This is a genomic window from Kocuria subflava, assembly GCF_012163155.1.
GTDB lineage: Bacteria > Actinomycetota > Actinomycetes > Actinomycetales > Micrococcaceae > Kocuria > Kocuria subflava.
In genome coordinates this window covers 23521-41033 of the sequence record NZ_JAAVUN010000004.1, presented here as the reverse complement: position 1 = coordinate 41033, position 17513 = coordinate 23521, and the positions used below count along the sequence as shown (strand labels likewise).

General features: G+C 64.3%; 15 protein-coding genes. 5 read left to right on the top strand and 10 right to left on the bottom strand.

The window, feature by feature from the left end; genetic code table 11:
* The first annotated feature begins 25 nt into the window (after positions 1-25).
* A complete protein-coding gene (locus GTW58_RS03435; protein WP_119932360.1) occupies positions 26-1834 on the top strand; it encodes a sensor histidine kinase in 1809 nt (602 codons plus the stop codon).
* A gap of 99 nt (positions 1835-1933) precedes the next feature.
* Here the strand turns inward: GTW58_RS03435 and GTW58_RS03430 are convergent, their stop codons facing one another.
* The 6 genes from GTW58_RS03430 to GTW58_RS03405 all read right to left on the bottom strand — a co-directional run bounded on the left by GTW58_RS03430 (position 1934) and on the right by GTW58_RS03405 (position 7549).
* Entirely contained in the window at positions 1934-2890 is a 957-nt protein-coding gene (locus GTW58_RS03430) for a ribonuclease H family protein (protein ID WP_119932395.1), read from the bottom strand.
* 134 nt (positions 2891-3024) lie between these two features.
* The gene (gene groL / locus GTW58_RS03425; RefSeq protein WP_047692508.1) at positions 3025-4653 is read right to left on the bottom strand and encodes a chaperonin GroEL; all 1629 of its coding nucleotides are present in this window, start codon (positions 4651-4653) and stop codon (positions 3025-3027) included.
* A gap of 279 nt (positions 4654-4932) precedes the next feature.
* On the bottom strand, positions 4933-5604 hold the full coding sequence (locus GTW58_RS03420; protein ID WP_232817956.1) for a GNAT family N-acetyltransferase: 672 nt from the start codon (positions 5602-5604) through the stop codon (positions 4933-4935).
* Positions 5605-5606: 2 nt separating this feature from the next.
* On the bottom strand, positions 5607-6440 hold the full coding sequence (locus GTW58_RS03415; RefSeq protein WP_168023454.1) for a LytR C-terminal domain-containing protein: 834 nt from the start codon (positions 6438-6440) through the stop codon (positions 5607-5609).
* 96 nt (positions 6441-6536) lie between these two features.
* A complete protein-coding gene (locus GTW58_RS03410; protein WP_342453291.1) occupies positions 6537-6788 on the bottom strand; it encodes a DUF3263 domain-containing protein in 252 nt (83 codons plus the stop codon).
* A 5-nt stretch (positions 6789-6793) separates the two neighbouring features.
* On the bottom strand, positions 6794-7549 hold the full coding sequence (locus tag GTW58_RS03405) for an SDR family oxidoreductase (RefSeq protein ID WP_119932362.1): 756 nt from the start codon (positions 7547-7549) through the stop codon (positions 6794-6796).
* Between the two features lie 74 nt (positions 7550-7623).
* Between GTW58_RS03405 and GTW58_RS03400 the strand changes: the two genes are divergently transcribed.
* Complete coding sequence (locus GTW58_RS03400; RefSeq protein WP_047690500.1) at positions 7624-8301, top strand: uracil-DNA glycosylase; 678 nt, start codon at positions 7624-7626, stop codon at positions 8299-8301.
* Between the two features lie 5 nt (positions 8302-8306).
* Positions 8307-9179 (top strand): siderophore-interacting protein, encoded by an 873-nt coding sequence (locus tag GTW58_RS03395; RefSeq protein WP_047690484.1) that lies wholly within the window; start codon positions 8307-8309, stop codon positions 9177-9179.
* 39 nt (positions 9180-9218) lie between these two features.
* On the opposite strand, the gene GTW58_RS03390 is transcribed toward GTW58_RS03395, so the two are convergent.
* The 3 genes from GTW58_RS03390 to GTW58_RS03380 all read right to left on the bottom strand — a co-directional run bounded on the left by GTW58_RS03390 (position 9219) and on the right by GTW58_RS03380 (position 13621).
* Positions 9219-11168 carry a threonine/serine exporter family protein gene (locus GTW58_RS03390; RefSeq protein ID WP_119932363.1) on the bottom strand — a complete coding sequence of 650 codons (1950 nt, stop codon included), beginning with the start codon at positions 11166-11168 and terminating at the stop codon, positions 9219-9221.
* Positions 11169-11216: 48 nt separating this feature from the next.
* Positions 11217-12302 (bottom strand): lipid II:glycine glycyltransferase FemX, encoded by a 1086-nt coding sequence (locus tag GTW58_RS03385; protein WP_119932364.1) that lies wholly within the window; start codon positions 12300-12302, stop codon positions 11217-11219.
* Positions 12303-12388: 86 nt separating this feature from the next.
* A complete protein-coding gene (locus GTW58_RS03380; RefSeq protein WP_168023453.1) occupies positions 12389-13621 on the bottom strand; it encodes a lipid II:glycine glycyltransferase FemX in 1233 nt (410 codons plus the stop codon).
* 511 nt (positions 13622-14132) lie between these two features.
* On the opposite strand from GTW58_RS03380, the gene GTW58_RS03375 reads away from it, so the two are divergent.
* The gene (locus GTW58_RS03375) at positions 14133-14654 is read left to right on the top strand and encodes a hypothetical protein (RefSeq protein WP_156125444.1); all 522 of its coding nucleotides are present in this window, start codon (positions 14133-14135) and stop codon (positions 14652-14654) included.
* Here the strand turns inward: GTW58_RS03375 and GTW58_RS03370 are convergent.
* Positions 14641-15429 (bottom strand): DeoR/GlpR family DNA-binding transcription regulator, encoded by a 789-nt coding sequence (locus GTW58_RS03370; protein WP_119932366.1) that lies wholly within the window; start codon positions 15427-15429, stop codon positions 14641-14643. The genes GTW58_RS03375 and GTW58_RS03370 overlap by 14 nt on opposite strands.
* 352 nt (positions 15430-15781) lie before the next feature.
* Between GTW58_RS03370 and GTW58_RS03365 the strand changes: the two genes are divergently transcribed.
* Positions 15782-17512: an ABC transporter ATP-binding protein gene (locus tag GTW58_RS03365; protein WP_119932367.1), complete on the top strand. Its 1731-nt coding sequence runs from the start codon at positions 15782-15784 to the stop codon at positions 17510-17512.
* Position 17513: the final 1 nt, after the last annotated feature.

The following is a 17513-nucleotide window of genomic DNA, read 5'->3' as shown; positions in this document are numbered from 1 at the left end:
CGCATTGAGGGGACGGTGACCGCCCATGGAGACTCTGGCTGCCCGCTGGCGAGCGTCATCACTGCGAACGCAGCTGATGGCGCTCACCGGCATGCTGTTGGCCGTGAGCATTGTGGTCACCAGCTTTGTGGCCATCTCCGTGCTGCGGGATTCCTTGATCAATTCCATTGACGAGAACCTCCAGGGGTCCCTGCATTCCGTGTCCACGGCCTTGATGTCTGAGATGACCGGCAGCCCCACGGAGACCGTTCCACACCGGGGTTACCTGCTCTCATCAGATGGTGAGGTCATGGCTCAGGTGGATGCCACGGGGCGCAGCACCACGGATGTGACCACGCAACCGGATCTGTCCCGCTTCACCCGTGACATGGCGGAACAATCCGGGCAGATCGGTATGACCGTTCCCTCCGCTGACGGTGCGGAAGGCTCTTGGCGGGTGGTGGCCGCACCGCAAGCACGCACCACCTACACCGTGGTGGTGGCCGAACCGCTGGGTGACACCAACGGGTTGGTTTCTGCCATCACGCTGCTGACCCTGAGCTTTGGCGCGGCCACCTTGATTGCCGCCCTGGTGGTGGGGTGGGTGCTGATCACCCGCGCGTTCCAACCGTTGAAGAAGGTGGAACAGACCGCCGCCAAGATTGCCGAAGGCGACCTTTCCCGCCGCATGGTGGGTTACAACTCGGAAACTGAAGTCGGCCAGTTGTCCATGTCCCTGAACAGGATGCTCGGGCACATCGAGGACGCCTTTGACGCCCGCAAGAGTTCGGAATCCAGGCTCCGGCAGTTCGTGGCGGATGCCTCTCATGAGCTGCGGACCCCGCTGGTTTCCATCCGCGGTTACTCGGAGCTCTACCGCCACGGAGCGCTGCGCACCGAGGACCAGGTGGGTCAGGCCATGGGCCGGATCGAGGCCGAGTCCACCCGCATGACCCAACTGGTGGAGGACCTCCTGTCCCTGGCCCGGTTGGACAACAAACGCGAGCTGGCCACCTCCGACGTCGACCTCCTGGTCCTGGCCCACGACGCCGCCGCCGACTTTGCGGCCTCCAGCCCCGACCGCAAGATCACGGTGACCAATCTGGATGACGCCCCCGCCACGCCCGTGTGGACCCGGGCCGAGGAGGCCAAGCTGCGGCAGGTGGTGGCCAATCTGATGACCAACGCCGTGCGCTACACACCCAAGGGCAGCGACCTCCAGATCTTGATCGGGTCCGTGCCCGTGGCCGGTGTCCCGCACGACCAGCGGCCCACCATGCCGGAATCCGGCCCGGGCCCTGAGCATTTGGCACAGATCAAGATTCGCGATCACGGCCCCGGCATCAAGGGCGCGGATCGGGCCAAGGTCTTTGAGCGGTTCTACCGGGCTGACACCTCCCGGACACGGGAGACGGGGGGTACGGGCCTGGGTCTGTCCATCGTGTCCGCAGTGATTGAGCAGCACGGTGGCACCGTCACCTTGGAAGACACCCCCGGTGGTGGCGCCACCTTTGTGGTGTCACTGCCCAGCGTTCACGCCCCTGAGCCTCCTCCGGAGACTCACGACGACATGCCGATCGCTGTTGGTGCTCCCGCCCAGGTTTCAGCGTCTCCTACGCCCGCGATGTGGGAGGCCGCGTCCGACGAACCGTCACCGGTTCCGGAAAGCACCGGCTCCACATCCACCGCATCCGTGCCCGTGGAGGACACGGACGAGTCCCGGACCCACACGTTCGCTCCCGAACCTGAGTGGGATTCAGGGCCGCCCACGGAGGACGATCTCCCGCCCATCCCAGAGATTGATGACGACGACCCCGACATCATCGACGACACCGGCCCCTCCCCCCGCCTCTGACTCCCGCGCCCCCACTGCCGGCTGTCCGAGCTTGGTTGTTGCGGGTGGCTGAATCCGTCCAAACTCGGAAACTCGCTAGGTGATGTGGGTGGGGGTGGGTCAGGATTCCGGGGTGACCTGGTGGTGACGCAGCAGCCAGTCGCCGAGTTCGTTGCGGGAGTCCTCGCGGGTCCACAGCGAGGCATGCACACTCACACCGGCAGCATCCGAACTCCCGACGACGTGCGTGGACACCATCACGGCATTGCGGCCCAACGGCAGGGACTCGATCACGTGGATGTCAGCATCTGCATCGCCTGAACCCAGCTCCGCTGCCTCAACGGGGCGGCCGTCGGAGTCGATCAGCACAGCATCCGGGTGGATCGCTGCCGCAGACAGGCCGTTGCGCAGACGCTGCAGTTCCAGCCCCAGAACTTCCTGCTCCACCGTGGCCCCGGCGGCCAGAGAGTCCAACTGGGCATCCAATGCCACCAGCAGATCCGGGTCCTGGTCCTCGGCCTCCTCCTGAGGGCTGTAGGCCTCATCGGAGACAGCACCCACGCCGCCGCCAGCACCTGAGCCATTGTTGCCCACCCCGGAGCCACCTGAACGGGCGCTGTCCAGGCCGGGACCGGCGTCGTGGTCCTGGCCCGCTTGGAAGGCGCGGGCCGCGGCGTTGGCACGGGCATCGGCGGCCTCGTTGAGTTCATGCCCGGCGTGGCCCTTGACCCACTCAAAGGTGACATCGCGCCCCTCCATGGCTGCGTCCAGTGCCTTCATGAGCTCCACGTTCAGGACCGGCTTGCCGTCCTTCTTCTTCCAGCCCTTCTTCTTCCACCCGGGCATCCACTTGGTGATCGAGTTGATCACGTACTGGCTGTCACACAGCACTCGCAACGGTTCACCCAGGTCGGCGGTGGATTCCAGCAGGTCCAGGACTGCCTTGAGTTCCCCCATGTTGTTGGTGCCGTGGGGCCAACCACCGGCCCGCCAAGTGGCGTCGTCGATGTACCAGGCCCACCCCGCGGGACCCGGATTGCCCAGTGCGGAACCGTCAGCTGCTGCGGTGATTGTCATGGGCACAACTTTGTCATGCCGCGCGGACAACACAGTGCGCCTCCAGAACGACGGCGAAAGGGGCCACTCGCCCTCTCGGACGAATGGCCCCTTTCGATCAGCGATCAGCTGATGATCGAGCTCAAAGGCTCAGATCACATCATGCCGCCCATGCCACCCATGGGGTCCTCGCCACCGCCGGCGGCGGCAGGCTCGGGCTTGTCGGCCACAACGGCCTCGGTGGTCAGGAACAGACCGGCAATGGAACCGGCGTTCTGCAGGGCGGAACGGGTCACCTTGACGGGGTCGTTGATGCCCGCAGCCATCAGGTCCTCGTACTCGCCGGTTGCAGCGTTCAGGCCGTAGCCCTTCTCCAGGCCACGAACCTTGTCCACCACAACGCCGGGCTCCAGGCCTGCGTTGAGGGCGATCTGCTTGAGCGGTGCGTCAATGGCGACCTTGACGATGTTGGCACCAGTGGCCTCGTCACCGTCCAGAGCCAGCTTCTCGAACGCGGTCTTGCCTGCCTGAATCAGAGCCACGCCACCACCGGCGACGATGCCCTCTTCCACAGCGGCCTTGGCGTTGCGCACGGCATCCTCGATGCGGTGCTTGCGCTCCTTGAGCTCAACCTCCGTTGCGGCACCGGCCTTGAGCACTGCCACGCCGCCGGCCAGCTTGGCCAGGCGCTCCTGCAGCTTCTCACGGTCGTAATCGGAATCGGAGTTCTCGATCTCGGCACGGATCTGGGCCACACGGCCTTCGATCTCTTCCTGGGTGCCGGCGCCGTCGACGATGGTGGTCTCGTCCTTGGTGACAACCACCTTGCGGGCGGTGCCCAGCTCGTCCAGGGTTGCGGTCTCCAGGGAGAGGCCGACCTCCTCGGTGATGACCTGGCCGCCGGTCAGGATGGCGATGTCAGCCAGCTGAGCCTTGCGGCGGTCGCCGAAGCCGGGGGCCTTGACGGCCACGGACTTCACGGCACCGCGGATCTTGTTCAGCACCAGCATGGCCAGTGCTTCACCCTCGACGTCCTCGGCGATGATCAGCAGCGGCTTGCCGCCCTGCATGACCTTCTCCAGCACGGGGACCAGATCCTTCACGGCGGAGATCTTGGAGTTGACGATCAGGATGTAGGGATCCTCCAGGACAGCTTCCTGGCGGTCGGTGTCAGTGACGAAGTAACCGGAGAGGTAGCCCTTGTCAAAGCGCATGCCCTCGGTCAGTTCCAGGTCCAGCCCAAAGGTGTTGGACTCCTCGACCGTGATGACGCCTTCCTTGCCGACCTTCTCCATGGCCTCGGCAATGAGCTTGCCGATCTCGGGATCGGCGGCAGAGATGGACGCGGTGGCGGCGATCTCTTCCTCGGTCTCGATCTCCTTGGCGGAGGAGAGCAGTTCCTCGGTGACGGCAGCCACGGCCTTCTCGATGCCGCGCTTCAGGGACAGCGGGTCCGCACCGGCGGCCACGTTGCGCAGGCCCTCACGGACCAGCGCCTGGGCCAGGACGGTTGCGGTGGTGGTGCCATCGCCTGCGACGTCATCGGTCTTCTTGGCGACCTCCTTGACCAGCTCGGCGCCGATCTTCTCGTAGGGGTCCTCCAGCTCGATTTCCTTGGCGATGGAGACACCGTCGTTGGTGATGGTGGGGGCGCCCCAGGACTTCTCCAGCACCACGTTGCGGCCGCGCGGGCCCAGAGTGACCTTGACGGCGTCGGCCAGGGTGTTCAGGCCGCGCTCGAGACCGCGACGGGCCTCTTCATCGAATGCGATCAACTTTGCCATGTGTTTCGTCCCTCCTGGACGGTCAACAGACTGTGCGCCGGATCCGGCGCCCGCGACGGACGGAACAGCCCCGCGGGATGGCCCGCACAGCACTGTTCCTCACCGGATTCAGCTGAAGTTCACTCACTGTGCTGAGTTGTACCAGCGGCCGCAGCATGGCCGCTTAGCAGTCAACTCAACTGAGTGCTAGAGCCATTATTGGCACTCGGAGCAGGTGAGTGCAAACCCCTTGCGCCGGTTCGGCTCAGGTGTTCGCGGTGGGCTCACGCAGCCCCGCCCCTACGACGACGACGCGCCGGCCTCCCGTATGGCTTCCCACTCGGTGCGCAGAATCCCGTAGATCATGCGGTCGTGGAGTTCACCGCGGACTTTCCGGGCCTGGCGGATCCGAGCTTCTTCCGTGAAACCGAGCTTTTGGGCGACCTTGCACATGCCCACGTTCCCACTCCACGTTTCCAAGTCCAGCCGGTGGGAGTCCGAGGACGTGAACAGGTGATCCACCCACAGCTTCATGGCCTCCGTACCGTATCCCCCGGACCAGTACCGGGGCGGGTAGATGGAGACTCCCAGGGAACGCAGGGGCATCACATGGCTGCCCTGGCCGTCGTCTTGGGACGGTTTTTCCCAGTGGTACCAGGAAACCTGGCCGATGAAGGAGCCATCTGCAGCGTCTGCAATCACAGCCGTGGTGCGCAGATCCGGCCAGGTTCCGGCCTCCACCTGCTCGCGCAGCGTGGACAGCCACCTCTGGGCACCCTCAGCGGTGAAGTTGGGGTAGAAGGGTCCATCGAACTTCTGCCAGTCATGTTCCCCTCCCCCCTCCGGAGGCATGATCCAGGACTCGTAGACCGGGAGATCTTCTGCCCGCCAGTCGCGCAAACGCACGCGCTGACCGGTCACAGGCCAGTGATCGGAAATGCCCTGAGGCTCTGATTGTTGGTGGGTGCCCACGCTCAGACCCCCGTCCCGAACGGTTCCGCAGCCGGCTCCACATAGTCCTGAACCGGAGGTTGTTCCACAGGGGCCTGCTCCAAAGGTGCTTGTTCAACGGGGGCCTGCTCCACAGGTGCATCCTGCGCGGGTGGCTGTTCCACTGGCGCTTGTTCTTCCGGGGCTTGTTCAGCAGGCGCCTGCTGGGCGGACTCCTGCTCCGCCGGTGCCGACTGCACGGGCTGCGCGCTGGGCCCTCCTGCTATGTCTGTGCCCACAACCACCACCACGGGATAGGAGACGGCATCGTCCTCCACAACGGCGGCAATACCCAGTTCATCGGCAATGGCCTGGGCCTGCTCCTGCTCGTCGTCGGCGTAGTAGACCACGCTGTCGTTGACAGAAACTCCCCAGTTGTCGATCGAGGCCACGGACCATCCCGCGCTGCTCAACTGCTGGGCTGCATTACCGGCGGCCCCATCCACGGATGCAGCGTTGTAGACGCCCACCTGGACGGAGCTGTCCGGTTCCACGGTGGCATCAGGTGAGGCCGTGGTGGTCTGGGCGGTGGGACTGGTGGTGGCACTGGCGGCGTTGTTGATTCGGGTGTCCGGGTCAACCCCCACCAGGTAGGCCACCACGCCCACAGCCAACGCTGCTGCACCGGCGGCCAACAGCACCAGGATCTCCTTGGTGGCCCGTGGCGTGGGTGCATCCAACGCCCGGTGGGTTCCGGCGCGGGCTCCGTCCTCCGGGACGTCGTCGAAAATGTCACGCTCATCCCACGGTTGCCCGGCAGGGTGGTGCTGGGTCTGCGGGTTGGGCTCTGTGTTCTCCGGCTGACTGGGCGAGGTCATGGCACCCATCTTCCCACTGACGCGGCACACCGGCGGTTCTGTGTCCTCTGCAAACACCGCTTACGGCGGACCGTGTCTGCATCCATGGACCGCGGATCAGTCCAGGCCGGCATCACGGTGATCCCTCAGGCGTCGCATCAAGGCAGGTTGAGCAGCCCACGCAACGGGGTTGTCGATCAGCACGTTGAGGTGTTGGTAGTAGGTGGTCACAGGGATCTGGATCTGGCTACGGATGGCGCGCTCCTTGGCTCCCTGGTATTTGAAGCGCCGGGACTCCATGTCCAGAATCGCGCTCTCCAGGCTGTTCAACGCAGCAGGGCCTTCCGGTGAGCTGGACTGGGCAGTCACCACCATCAGCCCTTCTGCTCTACCCGCGGGCGCACGGAGACCGTGGTGAGTTGAACATCCTCCCCGGCATCCACCACCGTGCGAATCGCTTGGGCCACGGAAGCCGGTCGAATGTACTCCTCCGGGCGGTAGGGCTTGTCCATGGTGGTGTAGATCCCGCGCAGCATCTCAGTGTCCACGGGGCCGGGGTGAACGGAGGACACACGGATGCCGTCCGGTTTCACCTCCTGCCGCAGCGCATCCCCCAGGGCGCGCAACGCGAACTTGGAGGCTGCATACACGGAGTTGCCCGCCGTGGCGGTGAATCCTGCCCCGGAGTTGATCAACACCACCGTGCCCCGGGAAGCCTTCAACAAGGGCAATGCGGCGCGGGTCAATTCCGCCGGCACCACCACGTTGAGTTCCAGATGCTCCCGCCAGTCCTTTGGCGTGGCCTCCGCAAAGTCCAACCGGTGGGACACCGCTGCGGCATGCACCACCACGTCCAAACGGTCCAAGCCGTCCACCAACTCCGGCAGTGATTCAACATCTGTCAGATCTGCAGGGACGGCACGGACGCGGTCACTGAAGTCAGCCAGCTGAGCCAACCGGTCTTGGTTACGCCCCACAGCAATCACGTGGTGATCCGCTGCCATTTCCTCCACCACGGCACGGCCGATTCCACCGGTGGCCCCAGTGACCAGGCAGACGGGCAACTGTTGTTGGCCGGCCTCCCCCGGTGAGTTGGAGGCGGACGGAGTGGGCGGGGGCGTCGTCGTCATGGATCCACTGTAGAGCGGGACTCGGACAGCACACCGGTGAGTCAGCCAGGCGTCCACGACCTACAGTGATGATCATGACCAAGGCGGATCTCTCAGAAATCATGGCCCCTGACTGGGCCCAAGCCCTGCGGCCGGTGGAGGCCACCATTCGTGAGATGGGCGATTTCCTGCGTCACGAACACCAGCAGGGCTTCCGCACTTTCCCTCCGGGTCCAGAAATTTTCCGGTCGTTCCAGGAGCCCATGGCGGAGGTCCGGGTGCTGATCGTGGGACAGGATCCCTACCCCACCCCCGGTCACGCCATGGGCCTGTCCTTCTCCGTGCGTCCGGATGTTCGTCCGCTGCCGCGTTCGCTGCAGAACATTTACAAGGAACTCCAGGACGATCTGGGTATATCACCAGCCACGCACGGCGATCTGAGTGCCTGGACCCAGCAGGGTGTCATGTTGCTCAACAGGTGCTTGACCGTACGGGAGGGTGCTCCGGCCTCCCATCACAACAAAGGCTGGGAGGCCGTGACAGAGTGTGCCATCAAGGCGCTGGCCGCACGCCGCGAGCCCCTGGTGGGGCTGCTCTGGGGTCGCCCGGCGCGCACCACCGCTGCCTGGCTGGGCCAAACACCCCGGGTGGAATCCGCACACCCCTCTCCATTGTCCGCCTCCCGCGGATTCTTTGGATCGCACCCGTTCTCCCGCGTCAACCAGCTTCTGGAGCAGCAGGGTGCCGAACCCGTTGATTGGCGCGTAGGCTGAATTAGGTGACATCAACAGCACCTAATTCAGCGCCTTCCCCGCAGCCGAACGACGCCGCCGGCCCCGCCAAGCCGCGCAAAGCACAGATCAATTTGACGGTGCGTGAGACCTTGCAGCTTTCGCCCACCATGATTCGCGTGGTGGCTGAGGTCCAACAACCTGAGCTGTTCCAGGACATCGAGCCGCCGGAGAAGTACGTCAAGTTGGTGTTCTTCAACCCCGCGCTTGGCCTGGACGCCTTCCCTGATTACTGGTCCTTGAAGGATTCCCTGCCCGCTGATCAGCAGCCCGTGACGCGGCACATGACCCTGCGCAAAGTGGCAGCTGACCGCTCAGAGGTGTGGATCGACGTCGCCACCCACGGGGATTCTGGCTACGCCGGCCCCTGGGCCATGCATGCCCAACCCGGGGACACGATGGTGGCCGTTGGCCCCGGTGGCAAATGGATCCCGGACCCTGCCGCCACATGGACGCTGTTGGTGGGAGATGACACCGCCATTCCCGCCATCATGGCCAACGTGGAAGCGCTGCCGGCAGGCGCCCGGGGTGAGGTGATCCTGGAAGTTGACGGAGCCGAAAATGAACAGGATCTTTCACTCCCTGAGGGCCTGAAACTGCGCTGGTGCCACCGGAACTCCCAGGAGCAGGACACCCGCGCCCTGGTGGAAGCGGTCAAGACCACCAACTGGCCACAGTCCACGGACGGCGTTCAGGTCTTTGCCCACGGTGAGCGCGAGGCCATGAAGATGCTGCGGCCCTTGTTGTTCGAACACCACGGCTTGAGCCGCGATCAGGTCTCCATCTCCGGGTACTGGGCTGCCGGGCGCACGGAAGAGGTCTTCCAGGCGGAGAAGCGCACACCGATCGGGAAGGTCTGATGGGCGACCGTGGGCTGCCACAGCGTTCCGGGCCGGCGCTCAGCGGCGGCGGTTGCGTCCCACACCCAAGCGGTCTTGTTTGTTGAACGGGCGCATCAGGTACTGCCCCAATACCAGCCCCGCGGCCATGGTCACCAGCGTTGACATGGCCGTGAACAGCGCCACCACGCCGTCGCCCGTGGTCTGCTCCTGAATGAACACCGCGTACATGCCGCGGAAGATCGAGAGCCCCGGCAGCAGGAACGTCATGGCGGGCACCGCAATCACCAGGGACGGGATGCGCATGCGGCCGGCGGCAGCAGCAGCAATGGCGCCAGCGGTTACGGCCCCGAACACAGCCTGCAGGCGTACGTCCAGGCCGATGTAGCCCGCTGCGTGGTAGAGCAGCAGCCCCCCAAAGGCGGAGAGGAGCACGGGCAGCAGGAAGCGTGTGGAGGCCTGCAAGGTGATGGCGATGAACACGGCAGCCACGGACATGAACACAATGTTCATCAGCACGCCCGGTGGCTCAAAATGGCTCTGGGACGGGTCCAAGGCCGTGAGCCCGAACAGCCCGGCCACCACAATGCCGGCGTAGATCCCCGCCACGATTCCGGCAAAGGCCATGCCCGTGGACACCAGGCGCCCGGCAGCCGTCACGGGGAAACCACTGATGGCATCGTGCATGGTGGACATGAACCGGGTGGTGGGCATGAGCATGATCAGACCGGCAGCGATCATGCGTGGCGGTGAGATCTCCAGATCGGTCTGGGCAAAGATCATGGCCAGACCGGTGAGCACAAACCCGGAGACCGTCATGGTGAAGAACTCCGGGTAGCGCCGCCGCCCCATCCAGATCCCGATGCGGGAGACAATCAACCCGGACAGCGCGGAAATCCCTGCCCCCGCCACACCACCGCCAATACCGAGGGTCAGGGTGAAGGCCGCGGCAATCATGGCTGCCGTGACCACCCAGTTGGGGAAGGTCTTGGGCCGGGAGTTGATGGCCTCCAGCCTGGCGCTGGCCTCCGCCCGGGACATCTCCCCCTCGATGATTTCCGTGACCAACCGGTGGGAGTCCGCCAAACCCGCGTAATTGTCCGTCCATGACCTGACCACACGCATGACCGTGTGGCTGGTCATGTTGTTGTCATTGAAGATGTCCTCACGGGTCATGGTGGCGGTGGCCGGGGTCTCCGGAACGTAGTTGATGGTCACCGCCTGATTGGTGATGTCCACCTCCAGGTTCTCCACGCCGTAGGTGGCGCACACCGCCACAATCGCGTTCTCCACCTCCAGAGCATCCGCCCCGTAATGGAACATGGTCTCCGCCAGGCGCAGTGCAAAGTTCAGGGTCCGCCGTGCCTCCTTCTGCCCGGCATCGGTGTGGCGGCGCAGGTGCGCAAAGGGGCTGGCGGCCAACCGGTCCACCAGTCCCATGGGCGCAGTCATCCCGGTGTCCCGCTTCATCAGCGAGCGCAGCACCCTCTTGGATCGCGGCTGGGTGGTGGTGGATTCAGAGGACGGGTAGGCGGCCGGCAGGATCGTCGTCGACGGCCCCGCGATTGCAGGTGCAGCCTCCACCATGGAGGTGTCCGGACGGGCCACCGCCGCGGTTTCCGTGGTGGCCCGCCTACGGCCACTGACACTGACCGGTTGGGTGAGCGCCGGAGACTGACGACGACGCCGGTCCCGCTCCACCTCCTCCTCAGTGAGCACAGGTATGGGGGCTGCGGCAGCAGTCAGAACCTCCGTGCGGGCGCCGTCCTGGCGGGCACGAGCCCGTTCGGCCTGGGACTCCGTGGCCACGGCAGGGGTGAGCAGCCCGCCAGCGTAGGTGGGCGCCAAGTTGAGATGGGTGTCCGGACCAAAGGGTTCGACGGCCACGTCCTGCGCCCGTGACCACCCGGAGACCGGGTAGCGGCGCTGCCCGTCCAGGGACAGCACCAGGGCGCCCAGGTCTCCGGGCGGAAGATCAGCGGCGGTGGTGTCCCGCTCATCCACGGTCATCAGCTGGTCTCACACAACTGCAGGCTGTTGCGATGTGGGAGTGTCGGCTCAGTAGAAGGGTTCGTTGCGGGAACGGACCCAGAGCTGACGGGCGACCTTTTCACCAATGCGGTTCCAGATGGCCACCTTGGTGGGGTTGATCTCCTGGTCCCACACGCCCACGTAGTCCACAACGGTTCCCTTGGTGAAGGAGGTCTTGAACATGCCCATGCCGTGGAACTGGTGCTCCTCGTTCTTGAGCTCATCGGAGGGCGGGGTGCCGCAGAGGTCGTAGTCCTTGATTCCGTGCTCGGAGATCAAATCGTTGATGGCGGTCCACTGCACCAGGTGGGCGTCTCCGCGCTGCTTGCGGCGCGGCTTGGACCCGCCGTCCTTGTAGGTGGCATGCGGACCGTAGTTGACCACAAACGCCCCCACGGACGGTTCGCCGTCCTCGTAGGCAAAGTACAGGCGGCCCTGGCCGGACTTGGCAAAGTTGCCCCAGAACCGGCTGTAGTAGGAGAAGGGCCGCAAGGTCACATTGAGTTGACCCTGACGGGCGGTCTGCATGAGGGCGTACATGGCCCGCATGTTCTCCTCGTTGACCTCCACCCGCTCCACGGGAGCTTCCTCACGAATGGCGCGGCGCAGCTTGTTGCGGCCGTTGGACTGCATGCCCTTCATGATTTCTTCCGGGTCCCGGTCCGTGTCCAGCACGGCGGTGTGGTCATTGGGCTGGATGATCAGGGTCTTCTTCAGCCCAGCCTGCTCCAGTGCTGCACGAGCCTCACCGGAGTCCGGGATCACGGGCTCCACCTTGACCAGGAACACGTTCTTGGCATGTTGCTTCACCAGGTTGCGGGTGGCGTTCGTGAAGCCCTTCAGATCCTCGACTGTCTCCACAGCCGGGCCCTTGACCATGTACCAGAGCCTGCCCAGACCCGGCACGGACTTCTCCAGTACCAGTGTGTAGACGGGCTGCGAACCGTCCGCGGGTTCGTGCACCAGGTGCACCGGCTTCCAGCCGTGATGCTTCTTGACATCGGCAAAGGAAGCCGACTGCAGCATGTCGCCGCCGTGGGGGTTGGCGATCACGTGGGTGTCCCAGTCGGACACCTCCTGGGCGGTGGCAAAGCGTGCTGTGAACTCTCGCAAGGTCTCTCTCCCGGTCACAAGGTTTGGTCAACAAGAAAGTGTGGTCACCACGTCTGGGTGCGTGGCTGGGCCAGCGTGGAAACTGATCAGTACCAGTTCTCACCGGTGCGTTTGAGGTGCACGCGCAACAGAGCACCTTCACCGCCTGCAGTCCAGGCCTTGTACTTGGCCTTGTTCAGCGGCAGGTCCCAGCAGCCCACAAAGTCCGTGACGTGGTCATTGAAACCGGTCTTGAACTGCCCCACGCCGTAGAGGGCATGTTCAGCGTCCTTGATCCTGTCCGCAGGCGGGGATGCGCAGAGGTCATACTCCGTGGCCCCGTGTTCCTTCAACCACCGGATGCTTTCCACCACGGACAGGGCCGGTACGCCGCGGACGGGTTGTTTGCGCAGGGACGCGGCATCCTTACGCGAACCCTTGTTCCCCAGCAGCATCACAAAGTCACAGCACACCACGGTCATTGCAGGTTCGCCATCCCATGCAGGTTCGCCGTCGCGCGTCGATTCGCCGTCGTCGTTGCTGCCCGCACCGACCGCGGACTGTGCGGCCTCCGGATCCGGTGCGTAGCCGAACACAAAGCAACCCTGGCCCGCTTGTTCGTGACGCTTCCACATGGACTTGTAGTAGTCGCGGTTGCGCATGCTGAAGCGGCCTTCAGCGGTTTGGTCGAACAGGTCCAGGAGGATTTCGCAGTTCTCGTCCGTGACCGGAACCACCTTGGCCACAGCCCCACCTTTGCGGGCCTTGCGGATGTTGTACCGGGTACCGCGGGAGAATCCGGCTTCAATGGCCTCCAGGTCCGGGGTGATGTCCAGGATCACGGTGGATCCGTTGGGCTGGACGTTCCAAGTCTCCTCCAACCCTGCGTGGGCCAGTGTGGTGCGGTTGACCACGGTGTCCAACAATTCCGGTTCCACCTTGAGCAGGAATGCCCCCCGTGACTTGGCCAGCTCACCCATTGCCTGTACGGCATCGGCAGTCTGCGCGGCGGTGGTGGTACCTGGGCCTTTGGGTGCGTACCAGACCGCCCCGAATCCGGGCACGGAGCGGGTCAGCACCGTCACCGCCACCTGGGTGCCATCCAGATCGACGACGACGTACAGCGGGGTCCAGCCGAAGGCCCCCTTGTGCTCGGCAAACGCAGGCCCCTGGAAAACGTTGCCGCCATCAGGATTGTGTGTGAGTCGCTCAGCCCACTCCTGTACGGTTGCCTCCACCACGCGCGCCGTGGCGCTGCCGGCATCCGTGCGGGCGGACGCGGGACGTTGTGAGGGTGTGTGCCCTTGGAACAGGACACGCGGGATCTTGGGCAGTGGCATTGCAGATTTCACCTTGTAGGTCGATCGAATCTCTGATGCTAACCGTATCCGGTCCGGTGCGGCAGAGACCGTCACAACCACTGAGCGGCTTCTCACGGTGGCCTCATGCAGGCCCCTTACGTTTGCCCCGTCCGCGGTGGCGGACTGCAGGGATTGACGCGTAATCACCGCCTCACTCGAGCCCGAGGAGCAGGGATGGCAGGCGTGGGAACCGAAAATTCTCCCTACACCGTCGCATTTGAATGGAAAAGACAACATGACCAGCTCAAAGTCGGACCACCACAAAGGGACTCGTCGCCGACACCGCGCACAGACTTCGGATTTTCGGGTGTTGCCGTGGACCCCGGTGTGTTGTGTGTTGATGACGCTCAGTGCTGTTGTGGTTGCAGTGTCGTTTGTGATGCCGCACGTTCTGAGGGTTCCTCTTGACGCATGGGCCGCACCGGGCCGGGCGTGGTTTGACGTTGGGAACGAAAACAACCTGCCGACCTGGTGGAATGCGGCACTTCTGATGGTTGCCGCAGCCCTGGCAAGCGTCGTGGCCTGTGTGAGCTGGAACGGACGGCGCGCAAAATCGCCGGGTACCGCCGTTTGGTGGCTGATCGGCCTGCTGCTGGCAGCACTGAGCTTGGATGAAGTTGCCAGCCTGCACGAACGATTGGGCCGACTTGCCGATGCCGCCCTTCCAGGTCACGGTTTCACGTACGCGTGGCTGGCTGTGGGCATTCCCATGGCCCTGGCATTGCTGACCGGCACCGTGTTTGTCACACGATCTCTGGCGGTGGTCCCCCGCCGCTTGCTACTGGCTGGGCTGCTCGTGCTGTTCACCGGTGCCGTTGGATTGGAAGCCGCCAATGACATTCTGGTTCGCCTCAGCGACCAAACAGACGCACACAACCCGCACCTGTTCCACGTGATCTACCACGCGGAGGAGCTACTCGAAATGCTGGGTGCATGCCTGCTGGTTACCGCACCACTGTCATCCGTGCAGGTGACCCACTCCCCGGACGGCGTCGTGGTCAAGCCACGATGACCTGGACACCCGCCTCGGCCAAGGCCTGCGCCAGGTCACCCATGGGGGCGGCGTCCGTGATCAGGACATCCACCTGGGAGAACGTGGCGAACCGGGCCAGGTTCTCATGATTGTGCTTCTCAGCGTCGCACAGCACCACAACCGTGCGAGCAGAGTTCAGGATGGCGGTCTTGACCGCTGCCTCAGGAAGTTCCGGGGTGGAGAAACCGAATCCGGCAGCCACTCCGTTGCACCCCAGGAAGGCGATGTCCGTTCTGTAACGCGAATACTGCTCAGCAGTGGTCATCCCGGAAGCAGCCCAGGTCAGGGTACGCACCCGGCCCCCCACCAGTTCCAGGAAGACCTCTGGCTGATCGGCCAACCGGCCGGCCACGTGCAGTGCGTGAGTCATCACCAGCAGCGGGTTCTCCGTGGAACCGGTACGGCGTGAGGCCAAGGCATCTGCCACGGTTTCCACCGTGGATCCGGCATCCAACACCACGCTGGTGGCTTCCGTGGACTCCAACAGCTCCAGAGCCGCTGCGGCCATACGCCGTTTGGCAGGGGTCTTCAAGGTCTCGCGGCTGTCCAGGGACTGCTCCACGGAATCGGTGCGGTCCACGGACACCGCACCACCGTGTACTCGGCGCAACACCCCAGCAGATTCCAGTGCTGCCAGGTCACGCCGGATGGTTTCCATGGTGACCGCAAAGCGCCGTGCCAGGTCCGCACCACTGACTCGGCGGGTGACTCCCACCAGTCTTGCAATCTCCGCCTGACGTTCTTCGGCAAACATTGAGCCTCGTTCCCGTTCTTGCATGGTCCATATTCTCTACCCACTGCAGGGGACCTGCGCCACAGTCACCTGAATCGCTCCAGCCACCCCGCCTCTACAGCCCACCTCCTTGGTTGACACGGCGCAGTCTCATGGTGGAAACGGCAGAGCCTCACGGTGGAAACGGCAGAGCCTCACGGTTGACACGCCGGAGTAGAGTGCACGTGCTGCCCGATGCCGCGCAGCACTTCAACATCCTAAGAATCAGCGCCCGGACCAGCCACGTTTGCAGTCTTTTGCGCTGAGATTCCGTTTGCCCTTCACGCCACCACGTCAATCTGAGCGTGGTGTTGCAACTGTCCCCGGAGGCCCCGTGCTCCTTCGTTTGATTCGCCGTTACACCGGCCGCTACCTGCCCTGGGTGGTTGGCGTGGTAGTGCTGCAACTGATCACTTCCCTGGCCATCCTGGTGCTTCCAGCACTCAACGCCCGGATCATTGACCAGGGCATCGCCCAGGGCGACACGCAGGTGATAGCCAACAACGGCGCCATCATGCTGGCGGTCACCCTGGTTCAGGCCATTGCCGCCATCAGTGCGGTGTACTGCGGGGCCAAGGCAGCCATGGGCACCGGACGGGACCTGCGACAAGCGGTTCAGCGCGCCGTGGCGGGGTTCTCTGACATGGAGGTGGAGCGCTTCGGGGCGCCGTCGTTGATCACCCGCGGGACCAATGATGTCCAGCAGGTGCAGATGCTGGTGCTCATGGGGCTGAACATGATGGTGGCAGCACCTCTGATGAGCATTGGCGGGATCATCATGGCGGTCCGTGAGGACCCCGGGTTGTCCTGGCTGGTGTGGGTTTCGGTGCCGCTGTTGGGTGCGGTGATCGGTGTGATCGTGGTGCGCCTGATGCCCATGTTCCGCACCATGCAGTCCCGGATCGATGACATCAACGGGGTGCTGCGCGAGCAGGTGGTTGGTCTGCGTGTGGTCCGTGCCTTTGTCCGCGAGGACTACGAACGTGACCGTTTTGCCACCACCAACAACGCCTTGGCCGCCATTTCCCTGCGTATCGGCGAGCTCTTTGTGCTGATGTTCCCGCTGATCATGATGATCCTGCACGTGGCCACCGCCGCCGTGGTGTGGTTCGGCGCTCAACGCATTGACGCCGGGCAGCTGGAGGTGGGCGGGATGACCGCTTTCATCCAGTACCTGCTGCAGATTCTGATGGCGGTCATGATGGGCACTTTCATGCTCATGATGGCCCCGCGCGCCATGGTCTCCGCCGAGCGCATCGGCGAGGTTCTTGAGACCCGCACCACCTTGCACGCGCCCACTAACCCCATCACCCCGGGGGCAGCGTCCGGCGTCGTCGAATTCCGCGACGTCACGTTCTGCTACCCGGGTGCCGAACAGCCGGTCCTCCAGGACCTCACCTTCACGGCCACCCCGGGAACAACGACGGCGATCATCGGCTCCACCGGATCCGGCAAGTCCACGTTGCTGAAGCTGATTCCACGTCTGGTGGACCCCACGGGAGGTGCTGTGCTGTTGGACGGCGTGGCGGTGCCTGATCTGGCGCGCGAGCAGATTGTCAGTCGAGTGGCTGCCGTCCCCCAGAACCCGTACTTGTTTGCAGGAACCGTGGCCTCCAATCTGCGTTTCGGCAACCCCGCTGCCACGGACGAGCAACTGTGGGCAGCCTTGGAGGTGGCGCAGGCTGCAGATTTTGTGCAGCGTATGCCGGACGGCCTGAACACCAACACCGCCCAGGGCGGCACCTCCGTTTCCGGTGGTCAGCGCCAACGTCTGTGCATTGCGCGCGCCCTGGTGGCCGATCCGCTGATCTACCTGTTCGACGATTCCTTCTCCGCGCTGGATGTCAGCACGGATGCGCGGCTGCGCAAGGCTCTGGCCCCCGTCGCCCGAGACAAAACAGTTCTGGTGGTGGCCCAACGCGTGTCCACGGTGGTGGACGCGGACCAGATCCTGGTCCTGGAACACGGACGCATCCAGGACCGTGGCACCCACCAGGAGTTGCTGGAGACCTCCAGCACGTACCGCGAAATCGTGGAGTCCCAGCTGACGGCAGAGGAGGCCTGAG

Excerpts from the sequence above, each read along its gene's own strand:
- GTW58_RS03415 (WP_168023454.1), bottom strand. The coding sequence starts at position 6,440 with ATGACCTCGCCCAGTCAGCCGGAGAACACAGAGCCCAACCCGCAGACC.
- GTW58_RS03400 (WP_047690500.1), top strand. The coding sequence starts at position 7,624 with ATGACCAAGGCGGATCTCTCAGAAATCATGGCCCCTGACTGGGCCCAA.
- GTW58_RS03375 (WP_156125444.1), top strand. The coding sequence starts at position 14,133 with ATGGTTGCCGCAGCCCTGGCAAGCGTCGTGGCCTGTGTGAGCTGGAAC.
- GTW58_RS03435 (WP_119932360.1), top strand. The coding sequence starts at position 26 with ATGGAGACTCTGGCTGCCCGCTGGCGAGCGTCATCACTGCGAACGCAG.
- GTW58_RS03390 (WP_119932363.1), bottom strand. The coding sequence starts at position 11,168 with ATGACCGTGGATGAGCGGGACACCACCGCCGCTGATCTTCCGCCCGGA.
- GTW58_RS03370 (WP_119932366.1), bottom strand. The coding sequence starts at position 15,429 with ATGTTTGCCGAAGAACGTCAGGCGGAGATTGCAAGACTGGTGGGAGTC.
- GTW58_RS03380 (WP_168023453.1), bottom strand. The coding sequence starts at position 13,621 with ATGCCACTGCCCAAGATCCCGCGTGTCCTGTTCCAAGGGCACACACCC.
- GTW58_RS03405 (WP_119932362.1), bottom strand. The coding sequence starts at position 7,549 with ATGACGACGACGCCCCCGCCCACTCCGTCCGCCTCCAACTCACCGGGG.
- GTW58_RS03430 (WP_119932395.1), bottom strand. The coding sequence starts at position 2,890 with ATGACAATCACCGCAGCAGCTGACGGTTCCGCACTGGGCAATCCGGGT.
- groL (WP_047692508.1), bottom strand. The coding sequence starts at position 4,653 with ATGGCAAAGTTGATCGCATTCGATGAAGAGGCCCGTCGCGGTCTCGAG.